Genomic DNA, 14,939 nt, shown 5'->3' on the forward strand with positions numbered 1-14,939 from the left:
CCTCTCGACCTGCAAGTCCTCGGCCGACCGGGCATCGGTAGCATCGCGTTGCCCGCAGCTGCCGATGAGCCGCGTGCGGCGTCGGCCGCGGAGGCGTGATGGACCAACGCAGAGCCACCGTGCTGCAGGCGGTGGTCGAGCATTTCATCGAGAACGCGCAACCGGTCGGCTCCACGGCGGTGTTGGAGATGACGCACTTGGACGTGTCGCCTGCGACCGTCCGCAACGAGCTCGCCGCGCTCGAAGCGGGTGGCTATCTCACGCAGCCCCACACCAGTGCCGGCCGTGTGCCCACCGAAGCCGGCTACCGGCACTTTGTGGACGCCCTCGGGCCGGGCTCACTGGACAACACCGAAGTTCGGCAAGTGCGCGCGTTCTTCGCTCACGCTCAAGGTCAGCTCGAGGAGCTGCTGGCAGATACCAGCCGCCTGCTGGCTGATCTGACCGAGTACGCGGCGATGGTCGTGGCGCCGCGCCACGACCAAGACAGCATCCGGTCCGCCCAGCTGGTGGACTTGGGCGGCGGCCGGCTGCTCGTCGTCCTGGTGATGTCCTCAGGTGCGGTTGATCGCACCTACGTCGACGTCTACAGCAACCGGGAGCTGGCGGACGCAGCCAGAGGGCCGGCGGTGGGCGCAGCCTCGGCAGTGCTGGCTGATGCGCTCGTGGGGCGTGCCAGATTGCGGTCGCAGGAGGTGCTCGAAACCGGCGATGCAACGACGGACGCTCTGGTGAAAGCAGCGATAGCTGCGCTGAATGACGACCCGCCGGCCCCGAGCGAGCTCTATGTGGGCGGCACGGCCAAAATCACGGAGCAATTCGAGGCAGCGTCGTCTTTGCGCTCCGTGCTGACAGTGCTCGAGGAGCAGCTGATGGTGGTGACGCTGCTGCGAAGCCTCGTGGACCGCGGACTGAGCGTTGCGATCGGCTCAGAGACCGGCATGAAGCCGCTGGCCGACTGCTCGGTAGTGGTCGCGCCCTACCAAGTGGACGGCCGCACGGTCGGCAGCGTGGGACTGCTCGGGCCGACGCGTATGGACTACTCGAAGGCGCTGGCGGCCGTTCATACCGTGAGCAGGCGGCTATCGGCCTCACTCGGGGACGGCGAGAGCGACCGCTCCTCAGCGCGGGCCGGCAGCACTGCGCACCGGCAGGCCCAGTCGCGGCAAGCCCGACCAGGACAAACACAGCCGAGACACCGATAGCCCTGCCGCCGATGCCCTCTGACTACTACGAGCTGCTCGACGTGAGCCGCGATGCCGGCGAGAACGACCTCAAGCGCGCCTACCGGCGCAAGGCGCGCGAGCACCATCCCGACGCGAATCCAGGAGATGCAGGCGCGGAGGCGCGCTTCAAGGAAATCAGCGAGGCCTACGCGGTGCTGTCTGATCCGAAGGCACGTGCGACCTATGACCGCTACGGCCACGAGGGATTGCGAGGCGGCGCGAGCGGGCAAGGGTTCGATTTCGACTTCAGCGGCAATCTCAGCGACATCTTCGAGTCGTTCTTCGGAGGGAATCCCTTCGGCGGCGGACGACGTGGCCGTGCGTCAGGCCCACCTCGCGGCGACGATCAGGAAATCGTGGTCGATCTCGAATTCGCAGAGGCGATCTTCGGCGTCGACCGGCCGATCGACATTGGCACGCGAGTCTCGTGCGCTGACTGTGGCGGCTCGGGCGCAGCGGCGGGAACAGCGCCGACGGTCTGTCGCGACTGCGACGGCGTCGGTCAGGTGCGCCAGGTACGCCAGAGCTTTCTGGGCCAGATGGTGACCACAGCGCCGTGCATTCGCTGTCGGGGCATCGGCGAGGAGATTGCGGCGCCGTGCAGGTCCTGCCGTGGCGACGGCCGATTGGCCGAAACTGTGTCGATCGTCATCCGGGTGCCGCCCGGCGTCGACACCGGTGCCACGCTTCGCCTCGGCGGGCGGGGACCGGTCGGTCCGCGCGGCGGACCTGCCGGCGACCTGTACGTACATCTGCGGGTGGCGGAGTCTGACGAATTCGTCCGCCAGGGCGATCTGCTGCTGGCGGAACTGCCGGTGACGATGCTGCAGGCAGCGCTGGGCACCACCGTGTCGTTCGACACGCTGGACGGGCCTCGGGAACTGGAGGTGAAGGCGGGCACGCAACCCAACGACACCATTCGTCTGAACGGACTGGGCGTCCCTCGCGCCAACGGGCGCGGACGCGGCGACTTGCACGTGGTGGTGCGAGTGGACATCCCGAAGAAGCTGTCGAAGTCGGAGACCGCCTTGCTCGCTGAAGTGGCCGCTGAGCGCGGCGAGCACGTGAACGTCAGAGCCGTCGCGACTGCGCATGTCGAGTCGCCCAGCGACGAACTCGACGGTGATCACCCCTCGGCGCGCCGCTGGAACTGGCGGCGCAAGCACTGAGATGCGCGTCGGCGCTCCGCAGGACTTCGGCGTCTACTGCCACATTCCGTTCTGCTCGCATCGCTGCGATTACTGCGCATTTGCGACCTGGACAGACCGGCGCCACCTCATTGACGACTACATGGCCTGCTGCAGCCGGCAGGCTCGGGAGCTGGCAGCCGACATGCCGGCGGTGACATCGGTGTTCTTCGGCGGCGGCACGCCGAACCTGGTGCCGCCGCCGTCGATCGGCGACGTGCTCGGGGAGTTGCCGGTCGCACCAGGGGCGGAGATCACCGTGGAGTGCAATCCGGACTTCGTCACCGCTGAGCAGATGCGCGAGTACCGGTCACTGGGCGTCAATCGGATCAGCCTCGGCGTGCAGTCCGCGGTTGCTGAGGTGCTCGAGTCGCTGGGCCGCCGCCACAGCCCCGCGATGGTGACAGCTGCGGTCGATGCCGTCCGCTGCGCAGGCATCGACAGGCTCAGTCTGGACCTGATCTACGGCTCGGTCGCGGAGTCGCCGGCTGACTGGCAGTACACGCTTGTCGCTGCCATCGACCTCGAGCCCGACCATCTGAGTGTGTACGGCTTGACTCCCGAGCCCGGCACTGCGCTCGGGGACGATCCGCAACGGCGCCCCGACGATGACGACATGGCCGACAAGTACCTGCTCGCGGACGAGCTGCTGGCCAGTGCCGGCTATGTGAACTACGAGATCTCCAACTGGGCGCGGCCGGGCGCGCAGTGCCGGCACAGCCTGCTGTACTGGCAGCAGGGCGAGTACGCGGGCATCGGCTGCGCTGCGCACAGTCACCGCAGCGGACGCCGCTACTGGAACCTCCGCACCCCGGAGCGCTTCATAGCAGCAGTCTCGACCGGTGCTTCACCTGTTGCGGGCACCGAGCAGTTGAACGTCCGCGAGCGGCGCGTGGAGTCGCTGCAGCTTGCGCTGCGCACGTCTGCCGGTGTCCCTGCCGAGGTGGTGCCCGACGATGTAGCGCACTTGGTGGCGCCCAGCACGCGTGGGCGAGTGAGGCTGACGGCACGCGGGCGACTGCTCGCCAACGAGGTGGCGCTCAGACTCGACCCGCGAGAGCGAGCTGGGTAGCCGGTTGGAGCGGGCTGCAAGACAGGCCAAGACGGGCTGAGCCAAGATGAGCACTGACCCCTCGCAGGCTTCCCGTCATCTTCGGCGCAGCCATGAAGCTGCACTGGCGGCAGGCTCGAATCGAGCGACCGTCAGACTCAGTTCGCCGTAGTGGACGACCAGCGCGTCGCACGCTTCCGGTGTTTCCTGACTCGCAGAGCCGTCCGGCGCTGAAGGCGCCCACGACCCGTCTGCGCGACCGGCAACTGCTGCTGTGGGTCTGACCACCGAGACTGCTGTGGCCTCGAACGGAACGTGAGCAACTCGCGTCGGCATGACCGGCTGTCCCGAGCGTGGCCACGAGCCGAAGAAGCTGACGATGCCCGTGCTCGGGCTGACGGCGGCCACCGTGGAGCGGCCGTCGCAGGCCCAGTTGCCGATGGCCACCAGATCGCCGACAGCACCGACGGTCCATTCGCCGTCAGGCGAGCGCACCCGCGCTGCGGGGGCATCAGCACCGGACGTCTCGACGTCTGAGTCGGTGGCAGGTGCGCCGACGTACACGGCGACGAGGCAGCCGTCGCCGCGGACGTCCGCGTACTGCACCTCCCAAGCAGCGTCAGCGGCATTGCCGGCATCGATCTGGCCGTTGTGTCGAGCCGTGTCGTCATCGCGGTCGGCGGTGCTCTCGTCGCCTGGCGCAACTGCACGGAGGTCTGACCGTTCCCTGTTGGCCGAACTGTCCGCGTGACCGACGGGCGCACGGGATTCGGCATCGAGCGGCCGGGCACAATCGCCGGGTGCCAGGTGTCCGGTGCGGCCGCCTTGAGGGCTGTCAGCGCTGCCGTCGTCGGTGCCGTAGATCAAGGTCGCGCCATCGGACCGTGAGGCCCGGACGCCGGCGCTGGTCTCGGTGGCCGAAGCCGAGCCGAGCAGATCGCGACCGTCGCCGCTGCTCGTGGCGGCGATGTGCGCGTCAGAGCCGTCGGTGCCGGCGTCGCCCATGCCGGCATGGTCTGCATCAGCTGCGGTGCCGACCCGCAGCGAAGCGCTCATGGCAGTCGACGTCGCGTCGTTTGCGGCCGGCCGGTCGGCGGCAGCAACACCCGCGCCACTGCTCACCAATGCACGCCACGCGACGAACGATGCGGCCACCAGCACCGCCGCCAGCGCTGCCCAAGGCACGACGCGGCGTCGTTCGGGCATCGCTGTTTCGTCATGACTCAGTTCGGTCGATGCAGCAGCGCGATCATGGGACATGTCCGAATGCGTGCCGTGCGTCCGATTCGTGACTTGGGTCCGCAGTCGCTCCCGAAGCTCGTCGCGAGGGTGTGTCGACGAGGGCGTCGGAGCGTGCGTTGCAGCGTGTGCCGGTTGGTCTGTCGCCCGGTGTGTTGAGCGTTGCGACGGCGCGTGTGCCCAAGTCTCAGCGAATGGCCGGGCAGGTGTGAAACCGCCGGAAGTTGACGGCGACTCGGCCCTGCGAGAGCTGCGAATGTGGTCCAGGCGTGCGAGCCACTCCGCCAACGGGTCGCTGTGGTTGTCAGCCGATCCCGCCGCCCGCGCAAGGCGCTCAGCGGCGACCTGCGCCTCGACGCAGCAGCGGCGCTCGCCGGACTCGGTCGTCGCGTCATGGGCGCGTGCGAGTTCGGAGGCAGCGATGACGGCGATGGCGGCGAGATCGACGCTCGTGGGATGCTGGGATTGGTCGGATGGTCCGGTGGCCTCGCCGAAGCCGCAGAGCACGGGGCGGTGCGGTGGCGCCAGCAGGACGTGTTCGGCGCGCAGCGCGCCGTGCCGAATGCCGCGAGCATGCAGCTGGGCGACGGTCCTGCCGAGTTCGATGAGCACGTCGAGCACCTCGTAGGCCCCAAGCGGCGGCTGCTCGGCGAGGGTGACCGCTTCGACGTACCGCAGTCGCAGCTCGCAGCGTTCGTCGAGTTCGTCCAGCCCGACGCATTCGACCACGCCTTCGAGCCGCGCAGCGCAGAGGACCTGGGCCTCGTGATGCAGGCGTCGCCGCATCGCGCCGACGGCATGCTTGACGAGGACGGCTTGGCCCGCACCGTCGCCGCGCACAGTCGGGCCTGCGAACATGCTCATCGGACTACGCGGAGAGTCGCATGTGCGCGACCGCTTCGGCCGCGACGGGCCGGCTCGACTGCCCGCTGACGTTCCCGATCAAGCCGACGACTCGTCGCGCCGAGCCGGCCACCGACACCCGCACCGCCGCCGGACCCGCCGTACGAAGGGTGACCGTCACCGATCCGGGCTCGAAGATCGCCGACAGCTGCTCACGCGCTCGCTCGCGGCTCCATCCGCTGAGCTGACGCAGTCGTGCGTCATCGAGTCGGTACGCGCCGTGCAGGCGAAGCCGGCGCTCGTCGACCGCGAGCGAGACGAGCTCATTGGCGAGCGAGGCGGCCGCAGCCTGTGCTTCGCGTTGCGCGAGGAAGGCAGCGGTGCTGTCGACCGTGATGCTTCCCAGCAAAGCCACGATGAGCACGCCGACAGGAACGAGCAGCAGCACGGAACCACGTTCGCCTCGCCGCCCGTCACCCAACACAGGGCGCCTTCCCGTCGAGGCTGTGCCGGAAGGGATCTACCAGCTCGCTGGATCGAGCGCGGACGACGACCGGAGACCAGCCGCCGCGCAGCAACGCGAGGCGCGGCACCTCTCGTACGGCTTCGAATGTCACCCGTTCGCAGCGTCTCAGCCGGGCCGCGCCGACGGGTTGCACCGAGCCTTCGCCACGGAGTCGATAGCCGGACATGGCCTGCACGCCGGCATCGACAGCGGCGTTTGCCGCATCGGCGGAGCGAGGCCCACGATGTTCCACGAAGGTCCGTGCGGCCTCCTGCGCGCCGGCGACAGCGGCGATCTTTGCGTCCAGCGCTGCCCATGCTTGGGCGAAGACCAAGGTGCCGCCGACAAAGACCAGCACGGCGAAGGGCAGCATCTCTGCACCGGTGAGTCCGTCTTCGCCACGCACCGCACGTCTCACCACACGCCGCCGAAGCGAGCCGACTCGCGCCTGATCTCGAAACGGCGCTCGACGTCTCGGCGGCCGATCACTGCCGATGTGTTGATGAGCACACTCGGCGGCCTTGCTGTCAGCTCCAGAGCAATCGTCTCAGCGGTGGCGGTCCAGCGGAGCGACATGATCTCGACGGCAGGTCCTATGCGCGATCGCAGCCAGCGCTCGGCATCGGCCCTAGCGGAGACGCCGCCGCCTCGGTGCGCTGCTCGATGTGCTGCGTCGTAGCCGATGGCGGTGACCACCGACGTGCTGTAGAAGTACACCGCTACTTGGACCGCGAGCATCAGGAACACGAGGTATGCCAGCACGGCCCAAGGCAAGGCGACCAGCCCGACGCCAAGCTCATCGCGCTGCCGGCTCATCTGCCGATCTTCACGATCTCGTCATTGGTCGACTTCTCGGCGCTCTCCCACAGCTCCTTGAAGCCGACCCACATGAGCGCGCCGAGCGAGGCGATGATCAGCACCGCGATCGCCGCAGAGATCACACCCTCGCCCCGCTCGCTTCGTGCCGTGCCACTGCGATCCCGGCCGACTGCTCGGGACCCACGCCAGCGATGCAGCGCCGTGCGGATGCCGACGACGGCTGCGCCGCGCTGAGCCGCGCAGTGTCTCGTCGCAGACACCGTCAGCGCCGCTGCCACCACCGTGGCCAGCGTGCTGCTCAGCCCGACGGGCACAGCGGCTGCAGACTCGACGAACCACTGCCGGAGGTGCGACGTGATCTGGAAGCTGAGGTGTGAGACGACGGAGGCGGTGTGCATGGGATGGTCCTTTCTGGGCCTGCGCTGAGGCACCGATGAGCAGATGGCGCCGTCACAGCGCCGTGTAGCCACGCAGGGCGTCGCTGAACGGAATCGCCAGCAGCACGCATCCGGGCACCAGCGCGGCGACGGTGACGGGAATCCACACTTGTTCGCTTCGGCGCTCGATGTGCGCGATGAGACGCCGGTGCGCCTCCATCCGCGAGGCTCGAGCTTCCTCGGACACCAACGCGGCCATGTCTGCGGTGTCCTCGTGCAAGGTGAGCACGCCCACGAACCTGCGGATCTCAGCTGACCCGGCTCGATCTGCCCACTCGGCCAGCGCAATCTCAGCAGGTACTCCGCCGGCAACGCGTGCGCCGACGGTCTTCAGACCGTCAGCGCAGAGGCCACGGCCGCGCCGAGCCGCAGCGTCCAGCGCGCTGGTCAAAGAGAGACCGCTGGCCAGCAGCATGCCGATCTGCTCGGCGACGATCGGAAGCTCCTCGGTGATCTGCGTTCGCCGTGCAGCAATCGACTTTCCGAGAAGCTGTTCCACGCTGCCGAACACGACAGCGGCCACGAACATCGCAGCAGTGAGCGCGAGCCATGGACGCACGCCGACAACACTCAGCGCCACGCCCGAAGCGGCGAGAGCGGCGGCGGCACCGCCAAGCTGTCGTGCACGGAAATCGAATGGGGATTGAGAGCTCCCCGCTTCGAGCAGGCGCTGAGCAAGCTGGACATCCGCGTTGGCCGCCATCGCGGCGCGCCGGCTGAGCGTCGGCGTATCGGCCGTATCGGCCGTATCGGTCATTGTAGGAACACCCGCTTGCGTGCGGGAATCGCCATCATGCGCCCGGCCCACAGCCAGCAGCCGGCCACCGCTGCCACGCTGAGTGCCACCAGCACTTGACCTCCGCCCGATTCGTAGGCCTGGCGCCCGCGCCCGATGCTCAACCCGATCACCGCCATGAACGCTGGTACGGCTGCCACGAAGCTGCGTGCGAACCGTGCGCCGGCCTGCTTCGCCCGCGCGTCGGCTCGCGCCGCGGCCTCCGCTTGGGCCGCTTCGGCCAGCGCGCGCAAGCGGGCCTCGATGCGCACGCCGCCGATCTGATAGGCGGCGAGCAGTGTCTCGCACACGGCGTCTGCGGTCGGATCGGCCAGTGAGGTCTTGAGCACGCGCAAGGCGGCTTCGAAATCCGTGTTCAACGACCAGCTGCGCTCCGCTTCGCCGAAAGCCGGGCGCATGTGGGCGGGGGCGTGAGCGCCCACAGCGAACAGTGCGGCAGGAATCGACTGGCCCCGCTGTGCCACCGAGATTCGAATCTCAGCGAGCAGTCGCGGCCACGCCTGCCAGCAGTCCCCAGCAAGCCGACGCCGCCGCCGGCGAGCACTCGACGGCGGGACGGCCCCGCCGATGGCGGCAACCAGGGCCGGTGCAGCCATGCCGCCGAACAACGTCCAGGTGCCGATCCATCCCGCTGCGCCGACCAGCGCGCCGCACAGCAGCCGCACCGCTGATCTCGGTGCCGCCGGCGCTGTTGATGCTGTGCGATGCATGACCGTCGGCCGTCGCAGGCGACGCCTCATCGTGTGAGGGCCAGCGGTGTACAACAGCCAGAGGCCAAGCACGGCGGCGGCTATGAGCGGCACGAAGATCATCGCGACCAACTCGCTGAGACGTCGGCCGTCACCAGGCTTCCGGCGGACGGTCGGCACGACGACGACCGCATCGGTCCGGCATCGTCCGGCTCAGCAGAGGCAGGCAGGGCGCCCAGCAGCGGAGCGAGCCGCCGGGAGACGTGCGCTGTCCTCACAGGTGACTGGCCCGGGTGCGCAGTCGCGTACAGCGTCGTCGTGCAGAACGACGCGCTGACGTGCTGGTCCGGCTCTTCGACCGCCACGACCTCGGTGACCGTCACACCGGCTGGTCCGCGCTGCAAGTACACCACGAGGTCGATGGACTCGGCCACGAGCTGGGTGATCGCCGCTGCGGACATCTCGCGGACGTCAGGCGACAGTTGACACATGAGGCGCAGCCGGCCGAGCGCTTGGCGTGCCGAGCTCGCGTGGATCGTGGCGTAGCCGGTGACGCCGCTGGACAGCGTCAACAGCAGCGGAACTGCTTCGCGGTCTCGTACCTCTCCCACGATGGCCACGTCGGGCGCCATGCGCAAGAAGCCCGTGACCAGGCGTCTCAAGTCGACCGCGGCCCGCTCGGTTCTGCCCGGCCGAGTTTGCATTCCGGCCACATTGGGGAGTCGTATGTCCAGCTCGAACACCTCTTCGGCGGTCACCACCCGCAGGTGCGGATCGAGTTCAGCGGCGCAGCATCCCAGCAGGGTCGTCTTGCCGCTGCCCGGCGCGCCGGCGAACAGCATCGACAGTCGGGCACGCACCGCAGCACGCAGAAACTCGGCGATGTCCGGAGTCAGCGTTCCGACGGCTGCGAGGTCACGGAGACTCGAGAAGGCGACGTCGGTGAACTTGCGGATGTTGAAGATCAGGTGGCCGCCGCGACCGATGTCGGGATGCACGATGTGCAGGCGGGCGCCGTTGTCGAGCTGCGCATCTTGCAGTCCCTCGCTGGGATCCAGCTTGCGATGTGATGCGGTGGCGTCGTCGATGATTCTGATCAGCGTGCGGCGGACGTGCTCGTCGTCGTGGAACGACTCGTGGTGCCGACCGCTTGGGCCGTCGTGGCGCTTGACGAAAATCTCTTGCGGTGCGTTGACCATGATCTCCCACACGTCGGCGTCGGCCAACGGCACTTCGAGCGGCCCGTAGCCGAGCAGGTCCCGCAGGACTCGGTCCGCCACGGCATCCACGTCGTCGATCGCGTAGCCGTGATCTCCATGCTTGAACGCGAGATTCCAGCGCCGAATCTCCTCGCGGGCGAGCGTCGCGATGGTGAGGTCCGCGCCCGGCGACCGCGGATCCAAGCCGAGACGGCGAATTCGCTCGGAGAGCGTCTGCTCGATCTCGGCCAGGTGCCTCGGCTCGGTCATGTCGTCGACGGGGACGAGGTTCCCCACGGTCGGATCAAGGTGATGGCACGCGCCTGCGCGGCGGCTGCCAACGTGATCGCAGCAGCGCGATCATGCACCTGCAGGGTGACGGTGATCGTGCCTGACGTCGGCTCGGTGCGCGAGTGGTCGTCCAGGTCGAGCACGACAGCGCCGACAGTCTCGACGCCGTCCGCAGTGTCGTGCGCGTCCATGAGACCCCCACTGATGACACGAGGATCGGTGACCACAGCCTCCACCCGTTCGCCGGCGGCGATCAGCCCGTTGAGGGCCGCCGGCCGCTCGAGTTCGACGGCGATGGCATACCCCGCACGTCGATCCGACGCTGATCGACGCGAATCGACGTCGCCTCGGGTCAGCAGCTCGCCGGCGTGGACAGCGTCGATCACCACGCTGCCCACGACACCGTCACCGTCGCTGAACACGGTTGCCTCGATCTCGGCCGGCAGGCGGACTGCGACGAGCGCCACATCGGCTTCGTCGATCACTTGGCCCGGTGCAAGGCGCGTCCGCGCGACGACGTAGCTGGCCGCGGCATCTGTCGCCGACAGCTCCAGCACCCACCACAGGCCGAGCGCTGCTGCCCCGCACAGCGCCCCGCCGACAACGAGACGTGACCGCGACGCGCGTCCCGCACGCCGGTGCGCCGCGGACGGCCCGAGTCCTCGGCGATCTGATGTCAGCAGGGGATCCGTCGTCACGCGGCAGACTCAAGCATCTTTCGCTGACATCACAAAATGAATATTGAAAGATATGGAAATATATTTGAAACTATGCATACGTATGCCGATACAGCGCGTAGCATCAACGGTGGCCGTTGACATCCGCATTGGACGCCAGATCGCGCACTAGCGTTGGTCGTCGGGGATGGATGATGTCCCTTCACGCGCCAACAGCCGACCGCTTGGGAGGTGTGATGATGCCTCAGGAGCCGAACGCGGAGCCGAACGCATCGGGCGACGAAGATGCTGCGGGCCAGGCACAGCACCGATTTCCCTACCGCGAGATCATCTGGCTGTCCACGCAGAAGGCTGCGAATCGCATCGGCATCACGACCCGAACGCTCTACCGCTTCATCGACCGAGGCGAGTTGCCCGCATACCGATTCGGGCGTGTCATCCGCTTGCGGCTCGACGACGTGGACGGCTTCGTCGAGCAGTGCAGGGTGGCGCCAGGCAGTCTCGAACACCTCTATCCCGAGGCGCGCGTCGCCGACACGGACATGACCGATGACGAAGCAGTCGACGATGCGAGCACAGAGTTCGCGGGCATCGCGGCCGCGGACGACGCCGACCCAGCAGATGCCGACGCGACAGTGGCCGACACCGCATGCTCAGACGCAACAGCCGCAGACGACACCGTCACAGCAGCAGTCGACACAGCACTGGCAGACGTCGAAGAAACAAACGGCGCTTGAACAGCGAAGTGCCGCCCATCGCTGACAGCGGGTGCGCGGAGGTCGGCGCACCACAGGGCCTGTGGAGTGCGATCAGCCCCCGATTCGGTGTGAGACCCGACTGGCGCCCAGCAGAACGACCAAAACGCTGGCCGGCGGGCCTCGCCCTCCTGTTCGTCATCGGTCTCGGCGGCTCAGTCGCCTTGCACGGTGCCTCCGTGCTCGCCGCGCGGACTGGCTACACCAACACGCTGGAAGCCGAGCTGCTCGAACTCGCCGTTGTCGAGCAGCTGATGCTGGTGGTGCTGTTGGCGCCTGTGCTCGAGGAACTGGTGTTTCGCCTGCCACTGGTGGCGCGCCCTGCTCTTGGCGCGATTGGTGCTGCAGGCGTGCTGGGCATCCTGCAGTTCGCGCCCGGCGGTGGACCCGTGCTCGTCGTCGCAGCCGTATGCGTTCTCCTCATCGGGGCATCGGGCGCGATGTGGATCCAATCGCTCGTCGTCCGGCGCCGGTGGGCGATGACATCCGTGCGGTCCAAGCATTCGGATCAGACGCGAAGCCGGCGGACCGTCGTCAAGGCACCGCGTGCATGTCTTGAAGATGCCGCCGGCGACGATTCGCGGCGCCCGATGCTCTGGCACGACTGCGTGACGAGCTGGTGGGCCGCCCATCCGCGCTGGCCGATATGCATCTCGATCGCCGCATTCGGCACGGTACACGTCTCGAACTTCGACGTGACGTGGTCCGCGGCCGCGGTGATGGCGATGCCGCTCGTCGTAAGCCCGCAGCTGTGGCTGGGCCTCATGTTCACCATTGCACGGGTGCGCTTCGGCTGGTCGGCCGGCTTGGTGCTGCACGCGTGTCACAACCTCGCCGTGTGGAGCATCATCGAAGCCCTCAGCTAGACCGCTGCGCCGCGTCGCTACTCTGCTCGGCGGAACGGCTCGGCGGAATGGCTCGGGCCTGGGTCTGACCGGGCCTGAACCGCCTGGGCCAGGTCGGTCGAGCCTGATCGGTAGCGCATATTCGGGGTTCCGGCACCAGTGAGCTTGCAGATCTACGACACGATGACGCGGCGCAAGAACGCCTTCGTCCCGCGGCGGCCGGGCGAGGTCTCGATGTACGTCTGCGGGCCGACGGTCTACGACGTGCCGCACCTAGGCCATGGCCGAACGGCGCTGAGCTACGACATGATCCGGCGCTACTTGGAGTGGGCTGGATTTGCGGTGACCGTGGCCTCGAACGTCACCGACATCGACGACAAGATTGTGGCGCGCGCGCAGCGCGAGCGTCGCTCCGAATCGGCGGTCGCCGCGGAGTTCACCGTCGCGTACGACTGCGAGATGGAACGTCTCGGCGTGCTGCCGCCCCATTCACGCCCGCACGCGACGCAGTTCATCTCCCAGATGATCGAGCTGATTGGGGAGCTGCGCTCAGCGGGTGCTGCCTACGAGGTGGCGGGCAAGGGTGTGTACTTCGCGGTGGAGTCGGCACCGGGCTACGGCGAGCTGGCAGGCCGCACGCTCGAACAGCTCGCCATCGACGCAGGCGCACGCGTAGACGTGGACCCCGACAAGCGCTCGCCGCTGGACTTCGCGCTCTGGAAGGCATCGCGACCCGGAGAGCCACGTTGGCCGACGCCGTGGGGGGAAGGCCGCCCCGGCTGGCACACCGAGTGCGTGGCGATGTCGCTCAGCGCGCTCGGGCAGGGCTTCGACATGCACGGCGGCGGAGACGACCTGATCTTCCCGCATCACCAGAACGAGTGGGCCCAGGTGACCGCGACCGGCAAGACGTTTGCGCGCTACTGGGTACACAGCGCCATGGTCACTCTCGGCGGCGAGAAGATGGCCAAGTCGCAGGGCAACTACACGCACCTGGCTGAGGCGATCGACGCTGTCGGCGCCCGTGCTGTGCGCCTGCTGGTGCTGCAGACGCACTACCGGCGGGCAATGGAGATGGGTCCTGCTGCGCTGGAGGCGGCACGCAGTGGCGTGCGACGGCTCGATGCGTTCGCTCGCAGGTGTGCTCAAGCCGGCATCCAGCTCGAAGCCGATGCGGTGCGGCGGCGACCTGACATCGAGCGCGGCCTCGGCAACGGCCTCGACCTCGATGCGGTGTCGGCGTTCGCCGCGGCCATGGACGACGACTTCTCCACGCCGAGCGCGCTCGACGTCGTTTTCCGGCTTGTGCGCAGTGCGAACACCGCCTTCGACGCCGCTGCCCGTGGCGAGGCCGCGGTTTCGGCACGCACGGCGTTGTGCCTGCTGGCAGTGCTCGGACTCTCCTTCGGTGCCGACGCAGACCCGCAGCATCCAGCCGGCGAACTCGCCGACACGGAGGTGGAAGCACTGATCGCACGCAGAGCGGCGGCACGAGCGGCGCGGGACTTCGACACCGCTGACCGCATGCGGGACGAGCTGGCGGCAGCGGGCATCGTGATCTCTGACGGTCACGACGGCGCCACTTGGCATCGCGGCTGATCAGAGGCGTCGGATCACCGTCACCACCTTGCCGTAGATGGTGACGTCCTCGGCTGGGCGCACAATCGGGCTATAGCTCTCGTTTGCCGGCTCAAGGACGATCTGGCCGTCGGCAGGCCGGTAGCGCTTGACCGTGCCTTCCTCGCCGTCGATTCCGGCGACCACGATGTCGCCCGATTCCGCCTCGGGCTGGTGGCGCGCCACGACGTAGTCGCGATCCCAGATGCCGGCGTCGACCATCGAATCCCCTCGGACTCGCAGCATGAACAGCTCGCCGTTTCCGGTGAAATCTGCCGGCAACGGCATCAGTTCCTCGACATTCTGCTGAGCGAGCACATCGGTGCCCGCCGCCACGTCGCCGATGAGCGGCACGTGTCGGGTGGGCCGCCGCTCGCCCTTGACGCCGGTTTGCCAGTCGAAGCTCACGATGAGGGCTCGAGGTCGTGAGGGGTCGCGCTGTACCCATCCGTCGGCTTCGAGCGCCTTCAGGTAGCGATGAACGGTCGCAGGCGACCTGAGATTGAGCTTCTCGCCGATCTCGCGCACCGACGGGGGGTAGCCCCGATCGCGTTGGGTCTCATCGATGAACTGGAGCATGGCCTGCTGTCGCGGGTTGAGATGCGCGATCCGCTGATCCATCGAGCCGATTTCGCTCATGTGTGGCCTTTCCTTCGAGTTCCCTGCATTTCGTTGAGCTGCTTGAGTTGCTCGGTTCCCGTGAAGCGCCGCTCACTTCGAGTGCAGCGCTCGTCGGACCGCTCTTGGCCGGCACGGCTGGGCA

At 68.0% G+C, this 14,939-nt stretch carries 16 protein-coding genes; 6 read left to right on the forward strand and 10 right to left on the reverse strand.

Features of this window, described 5'->3' with window-relative positions; genetic code table 11:
* Positions 1–98 precede the first annotated feature (98 nt).
* From hrcA to hemW, 3 genes are read left to right on the forward strand one after another with little or no spacing between them, the layout of a single operon-like run.
* On the forward strand, positions 99–1,205 hold the full coding sequence (gene hrcA, locus ACOGI4_RS09055; protein WP_419841346.1) for a heat-inducible transcriptional repressor HrcA: 1,107 nt from the start codon (positions 99–101) through the stop codon (positions 1,203–1,205).
* An 11-nt stretch (positions 1,206–1,216) separates the two neighbouring features.
* Positions 1,217–2,395 (forward strand): molecular chaperone DnaJ, encoded by a 1,179-nt coding sequence (dnaJ, locus tag ACOGI4_RS09060; RefSeq protein WP_419841347.1) that lies wholly within the window; start codon positions 1,217–1,219, stop codon positions 2,393–2,395.
* A 1-nt stretch (position 2,396) separates the two neighbouring features.
* Positions 2,397–3,485, forward strand: coding sequence for a radical SAM family heme chaperone HemW (gene hemW, locus ACOGI4_RS09065; protein WP_419841348.1), 1,089 nt, complete (start codon positions 2,397–2,399; stop codon positions 3,483–3,485).
* A 75-nt stretch (positions 3,486–3,560) separates the two neighbouring features.
* On the opposite strand, the gene ACOGI4_RS09070 is transcribed toward hemW, so the two are convergent.
* Genes ACOGI4_RS09070 through ACOGI4_RS09110 form a run of 9 tightly spaced genes read right to left on the reverse strand, consistent with a single transcriptional unit; the run spans position 3,561 to position 10,980 of the window.
* Positions 3,561–5,567, reverse strand: a complete 2,007-nt coding sequence (locus ACOGI4_RS09070) for a hypothetical protein (RefSeq protein ID WP_419841349.1) — start codon at positions 5,565–5,567, stop codon at positions 3,561–3,563.
* A 4-nt stretch (positions 5,568–5,571) separates the two neighbouring features.
* Complete coding sequence (locus ACOGI4_RS09075; protein WP_419841350.1) at positions 5,572–5,994, reverse strand: hypothetical protein; 423 nt, start codon at positions 5,992–5,994, stop codon at positions 5,572–5,574.
* Positions 5,995–6,019: 25 nt separating this feature from the next.
* Positions 6,020–6,472 (reverse strand): hypothetical protein, encoded by a 453-nt coding sequence (locus ACOGI4_RS09080; protein ID WP_419841351.1) that lies wholly within the window; start codon positions 6,470–6,472, stop codon positions 6,020–6,022.
* Complete coding sequence (locus ACOGI4_RS09085; RefSeq protein WP_419841352.1) at positions 6,466–6,867, reverse strand: hypothetical protein; 402 nt, start codon at positions 6,865–6,867, stop codon at positions 6,466–6,468. Before ACOGI4_RS09085 ends, ACOGI4_RS09080 begins: the two co-directional genes overlap by 7 nt.
* The gene (locus ACOGI4_RS09090; protein WP_419841353.1) at positions 6,864–7,268 is read right to left on the reverse strand and encodes a hypothetical protein; all 405 of its coding nucleotides are present in this window, start codon (positions 7,266–7,268) and stop codon (positions 6,864–6,866) included. The genes ACOGI4_RS09085 and ACOGI4_RS09090 overlap by 4 nt, the downstream gene beginning before the upstream one ends.
* 52 nt (positions 7,269–7,320) lie before the next feature.
* Positions 7,321–8,064: a type II secretion system F family protein gene (locus ACOGI4_RS09095; RefSeq protein WP_419841354.1), complete on the reverse strand. Its 744-nt coding sequence runs from the start codon at positions 8,062–8,064 to the stop codon at positions 7,321–7,323.
* Positions 8,061–8,915, reverse strand: coding sequence for a hypothetical protein (locus ACOGI4_RS09100; RefSeq protein WP_419841355.1), 855 nt, complete (start codon positions 8,913–8,915; stop codon positions 8,061–8,063). The genes ACOGI4_RS09095 and ACOGI4_RS09100 overlap by 4 nt, the downstream gene beginning before the upstream one ends.
* The gene (locus ACOGI4_RS09105; protein ID WP_419841356.1) at positions 8,912–10,288 is read right to left on the reverse strand and encodes a CpaF family protein; all 1,377 of its coding nucleotides are present in this window, start codon (positions 10,286–10,288) and stop codon (positions 8,912–8,914) included. Before ACOGI4_RS09105 ends, ACOGI4_RS09100 begins: the two co-directional genes overlap by 4 nt.
* The gene (locus ACOGI4_RS09110) at positions 10,258–10,980 is read right to left on the reverse strand and encodes an SAF domain-containing protein (protein WP_419841357.1); all 723 of its coding nucleotides are present in this window, start codon (positions 10,978–10,980) and stop codon (positions 10,258–10,260) included. The genes ACOGI4_RS09105 and ACOGI4_RS09110 overlap by 31 nt, the downstream gene beginning before the upstream one ends.
* Before the next feature lie 218 nt (positions 10,981–11,198).
* Between ACOGI4_RS09110 and ACOGI4_RS09115 the strand changes: the two genes are divergently transcribed.
* The 3 genes from ACOGI4_RS09115 to cysS all read left to right on the forward strand — a co-directional run bounded on the left by ACOGI4_RS09115 (position 11,199) and on the right by cysS (position 14,158).
* Positions 11,199–11,696, forward strand: coding sequence for a helix-turn-helix domain-containing protein (locus ACOGI4_RS09115; RefSeq protein WP_419841358.1), 498 nt, complete (start codon positions 11,199–11,201; stop codon positions 11,694–11,696).
* A 197-nt stretch (positions 11,697–11,893) separates the two neighbouring features.
* Positions 11,894–12,580, forward strand: a complete 687-nt coding sequence (locus ACOGI4_RS09120) for a hypothetical protein (protein WP_419841359.1) — start codon at positions 11,894–11,896, stop codon at positions 12,578–12,580.
* Between the two features lie 138 nt (positions 12,581–12,718).
* On the forward strand, positions 12,719–14,158 hold the full coding sequence (gene cysS / locus ACOGI4_RS09125) for a cysteine--tRNA ligase (RefSeq protein WP_419841360.1): 1,440 nt from the start codon (positions 12,719–12,721) through the stop codon (positions 14,156–14,158).
* Here cysS and lexA read toward each other — a convergent pair whose 3' ends face one another.
* Positions 14,159–14,815 (reverse strand): transcriptional repressor LexA, encoded by a 657-nt coding sequence (gene lexA / locus ACOGI4_RS09130; RefSeq protein ID WP_419841361.1) that lies wholly within the window; start codon positions 14,813–14,815, stop codon positions 14,159–14,161.
* Between the last annotated feature and the right edge of the window lie 124 nt (positions 14,816–14,939).

Origin of the sequence: Candidatus Poriferisodalis sp., assembly GCF_965205175.1 — a bacterium.
Taxonomy (GTDB): Bacteria; Actinomycetota; Acidimicrobiia; order Acidimicrobiales; family Poriferisodalaceae; genus Poriferisodalis.

Bases quoted from the DNA above. Each gene is read 5' to 3' on its own strand.
- ACOGI4_RS09100 (WP_419841355.1), bottom strand. From the start codon at position 8,915: ATGATCTTCGTGCCGCTCATAGCCGCCGCCGTGCTTGGCCTCTGGCTG.
- ACOGI4_RS09085 (WP_419841352.1), bottom strand. From the start codon at position 6,867: ATGAGCCGGCAGCGCGATGAGCTTGGCGTCGGGCTGGTCGCCTTGCCT.
- lexA (WP_419841361.1), bottom strand. From the start codon at position 14,815: ATGAGCGAAATCGGCTCGATGGATCAGCGGATCGCGCATCTCAACCCG.
- ACOGI4_RS09115 (WP_419841358.1), top strand. From the start codon at position 11,199: ATGCCTCAGGAGCCGAACGCGGAGCCGAACGCATCGGGCGACGAAGAT.
- hrcA (WP_419841346.1), top strand. From the start codon at position 99: ATGGACCAACGCAGAGCCACCGTGCTGCAGGCGGTGGTCGAGCATTTC.
- dnaJ (WP_419841347.1), top strand. From the start codon at position 1,217: ATGCCCTCTGACTACTACGAGCTGCTCGACGTGAGCCGCGATGCCGGC.
- hemW (WP_419841348.1), top strand. From the start codon at position 2,397: ATGCGCGTCGGCGCTCCGCAGGACTTCGGCGTCTACTGCCACATTCCG.
- ACOGI4_RS09090 (WP_419841353.1), bottom strand. From the start codon at position 7,268: ATGCACACCGCCTCCGTCGTCTCACACCTCAGCTTCCAGATCACGTCG.
- ACOGI4_RS09095 (WP_419841354.1), bottom strand. From the start codon at position 8,064: ATGACCGATACGGCCGATACGGCCGATACGCCGACGCTCAGCCGGCGC.
- ACOGI4_RS09070 (WP_419841349.1), bottom strand. From the start codon at position 5,567: ATGAGCATGTTCGCAGGCCCGACTGTGCGCGGCGACGGTGCGGGCCAA.